Here is a 3998-nt window from a genome sequence, read left to right as displayed (position 1 = left end):
CGGTGACCACGGCGTCCACGACCCGTTCGAACGGCACGTCGGCGTGGGCGAACGCCTCCAGCACCGTTTCGCGCACCCCGTCGAGGAACCGTCCGAAGGGGAGGGGTTCCTCGACCTCGGTACGGAGCACGAGGGTGTTGACGAAGAAGCCGATGAGCCCTTCGGTCTCGGCCCGGTCCCGTCCGGACACGGTGGTGCCGACGGCGATGTCGGTCTGCCCGGTCCAGCGGGACAGGGCGAGCTGGCTGAGCGCGGTGACCGCCATGAACAGGGTGGCGTTGTGGGCGCGGGCCACCTCGGTGAGCCGGCGGGTGGTGTCGGCGGGCAGCGTGAAGAGGTGCTGGGCGCCCGCGGAGGTGCGGACGGCGGGCCGGGGGCGGTCGGTGGGGAGTTCCAGCGGGACGATGCCGTCGAGCTTCGACGTCCAGTGGGCGAGGCGGCGCTCCAGCGCGGGGCCGGTGAGGGTGGTGCGCTGCCAGGCGGCGAAGTCGGCGTACTGCACGGGCAGCGGCGGCAGTGCGCTGCCGGCGAGCAGCAGGCCGGGGTCGTACGTGCCGGTGGTGGCGGCCCGGTCGTAGAGGGCGGCGAGCTCGCGGCCGAGTACGCCCATGGACCAGCCGTCCGTGATGATGTGGTGCATCGTGATCGCGAGGACGTGTTCCTCGGCGGCCAGCCGGACGAGCACGGTCCGCAGCAGGGGGCCGGTGCGCAGGTCGAAGGGGCGCGCGGCCTCGGCCCGCAGCAGGTTGGCGAGGATGACGTCCCGTTCGTCGTCGGCGGGCCCGGGCACCGGCACCACGGGCACCGGTACGGCGAACGGCTCTCCGATGACCTGGTAGCCCTCGCCGTCAACTGCGTCGAAGGTCGTACGCAGCGACTCGTGCCGGGCGACCAGGGCGGACAGGGCCGCCGCGAGGGCGGCGACGTCGAGGCCGCCGGTGAGGCGCAGCGAGAGGCAGGAGTTGTACTCGGCGCTGCCGGGGTCGAACTCGTCGAGGAACCAGAGGCGCTGCTGCGCGTACGACAGGGGTGGCCTGCCGGTCCGCTGCACCGGTTCGATCCGGCCGCCGGGTGTGCGTGCGGTGCCGCCTGCGAGGCGTGCGCGCAGGCTGTCCCGCACGTGCTCGGGCAGGGACTCCAGCCAGCTCTCGCGGGATGCCGCCGCGTCCATGGGTTCTCCTCCACGGGGTTTGCGAAGTGCGATGGGGCCTGCCGGGTGTCGCCCGGCGGGCGGTGAACGGGGTGGGACGCGGGGGTCAGCCGGTCGGTCCGGCGGTGGTGCCCTCGGCCTCGGCGATGACCTGTGCCTCGATGGCCGCCGCCAGGTCGGCGACGGTGGGGTTGTCGAAGAGGGCCCGGGCGGGCAGGTCGATGACGAAGAGTTCCCGGATGCGCGAGATGACCTGGATGCTGCGGATCGAGTCGCCGCCGAGGTCGAAGAAGTTGTCCTCGACGCCGAACTCCCCGACGCCCAGCACGTCGCCCCAGATCCCGGCGAGCAGTTCCTCGGCGGGGGTGCGGGGGGCCGTGGCTTCCGGGCGGTCGCCCCGGGCCTCCTCCGGCGACGGCAGGGCACGGCGGTCGACCTTGCCGTTGGGGTTGAGCGGGAAGACGGGCAGGACGACCACGGCCGAGGGCACCATGTAGGCGGGCAGGGTGCCGCCGACGGAGTCCTTCAGCTCCTGCGGGGACGGGGCGCGGTCCTCGGCGACGGGTACGACGTAGGCGACGAGCCGCTTGCTGCCGGGCTGGTCCTCGCGGGCCAGCACCAGCGCCTGGGCCACCTCCGGGTGGGCGGTCAGGGCGGCCTCGATCTCGCCGAGTTCGACGCGCAGGCCGCGGATCTTGACCTGGAAGTCGGTGCGCGAGACGAAGCCGAGGTTGCCGTCGGGCAGCCAGCGCACCAGGTCTCCGGTGCGGTACATCCGCTCGCCGGGGGCGCCGAACGGGTCGGCGACGAACCGTGTCGCGGTGATGCCGGGCCGGTTCACGTAGCCGCGTCCGAGGCCGTCGCCGCAGACGTACAGCTCCCCGGGCACACCGGCCGGAACGGGGCGCAGCGCGTGGTCGAGGACCCGGAGCCGGGTGCCGGCGATGGGTGTGCCGATGGGCATCGGGCCGCTTCCGCCGTAGTTGCCGTTGACCACGAACAGGGTGGTGAAGACGGTGCATTCGGTGGGCCCGTAGCCGTTGATCATGCGGACGCCGGGCAGTTCGGTGACGACCTTGCGGCAGTGTGCCGGGGAGAGGGTGTCGCCGCCGGACATGAGGAGCCGCAGCCCGGCCAGGACCTGGATGTCGCTGTCCACGATCTCGTGGAACAGCCCGGCCGTGATCCAGACGGCGGAGACTCCGGCGCCCTGCAGGAACTTGCCGAGTTCGGCGGCGGACATGGAGCGGGAGGGGCTGACGGCGAGGGCCGCGCCGTTGAGCCAGGCGCTCCAGATCTCCAGGGTCCCGGCGTCGAAGGAGACGGTCGCGAGCTGGCCGACGACGTCCTGGTCGGTGAGGGCGAGCTTCGGGTCGCGCGCCATGCGCAGCACGCCCCGGTGCGGGAGGACGGCGCCCTTGGGGCGGCCGGTGGAGCCGGAGGTGTAGATGACGTGGGCCAGGTTGTCCGGGTGGACCGTCACCTCGGGGGCGGTCGCGGGCCGGGAGGCGAGGTCGGCGGCCTCCTCGGCGTCGTCCAGGAGCAGCAGCCGGACGTCCGTGGGCGGCAGGGCGGTGACGCACGCGTGGTCGGTGACGACGAGGTCCGCGCCGGAGTCCGTGACCATGAACGCGAGACGGTCGGCCGGGTAGGTGGGGTCGAGCGGCACATAGCCGCCGCCGGCCTTGAGGACCGCCAGCAGGGTCACGAACAGCTCGGCCCGGCGCCCGAGGCAGACACCCACGCGGGCGTCGGGGCGGACCCCGGCGTCGACCAGCCGGTGTGCGAGGCGGTTGGCGCGTGCCTCGAGCTCGGCGTAGCTGATGTCCCGGCCGTCGACGCTGAGCGCGGTCCGCCCGGGCACCCGGGCGGCCTGGTCCGCGAAGACGGCCGTGAGGGTGGTGCCGCCGTCACCGGGTGCGCCGCTGCCCCACTCTTCGAGGAGGCGGTGGTGCTCGTCGGGGGTGACCAGGGCGAGGTGGCCGAGGGTGTCCCCGGGAGCGGCGCGGACGACGGCCGCGGCCTGGAGGAGCAGGTCGTCACGGAGCGCCCGCACGGTGCCCTGGTCGAAGACCTCCGGGTCGTAGAGCAGGGAGAGGGTGAGGCTGTCACCCGTGTAGGCGGCCAGGTTGAGGGGGTAGTTGGTGGCCTCGACGGCGCTGATGCCGCTGACGGCCAGCCCTTGGGCGGCGGCCGCGTCGGTGTCGACCGGGTAGTTCGCGAAGACGACGAGGCTGTCGAACAGCCGCTGCTCGGGGTCGAGGTCGCTGAGCGCCTGTACGCGGGTGAGGGGGAGGTAGTCGTAGCGGCGGGCCCGGACCTGCTCCTCCTGCAGGGCGCGCAGCCAGTCGATGACCGGGCGGTCCGGGTCGAGGCGGACGCGTACCGGCAGGGAGTTGATGAACAGGCCGATCATGTCCTCGGCACCGGGCAGGTCGGTGGGCCGCCCGGACGTCGTCGCGCCGAAGACCACGTCCTCCCGGCCGCTGCGCCCGGCGAGCATGAGCGCCCAGACACCCTGCACCACCGCGTTGACGGTCAGCCGGTTGCGGCGCGCGAACGCCTGCAGCTCGGCGGTGAGTCCGGGGGTGAGGGTGACGTCGACCCGCTCCGACGAGCGGGTGTGGCGGGAGTGCTCGACGGGCCGGTCCACGGGCAGCTGCACCGGTTCCTCGAAGCCTGCCAGGGACCCCCGCCAGTACTCCTCGGCGGCCCTGACGTCCTGGCGCCGGAGCCAGCGCGCCTGGTCGGCCAGCCGGCCTCCGCTGAGGGTGGGGGGCGGGGTGCCGTGCTGGTGCGCGGTGTGGTGGTCCAGGACGAGGGAGAGGACCCGGGCCAGGCTCCACCC

At 73.7% G+C, this 3998-nt stretch carries 1 protein-coding gene and 1 pseudogene; both read right to left on the bottom strand.

Going from position 1 to position 3998, the window contains the following annotated elements; genetic code table 11:
- Positions 1 to 1030 (bottom strand): annotated as a pseudogene (locus FKN01_RS31995) (condensation domain-containing protein); the annotation flags it as partial.
- Positions 1031 to 1256: 226 nt separating this feature from the next.
- On the bottom strand, positions 1257 to 3998 hold a 2742-nt coding region (locus FKN01_RS31990), incomplete at its 5' end, for a non-ribosomal peptide synthetase (protein ID WP_143626150.1).

The organism is Streptomyces sp. 130, assembly GCF_007096885.1.
Lineage (GTDB): Bacteria > Actinomycetota > Actinomycetes > Streptomycetales > Streptomycetaceae > Streptomyces.
Note: the sequence above shows the minus strand (reverse complement) of the source record. Positions and strands in the feature narration are given on the sequence as shown.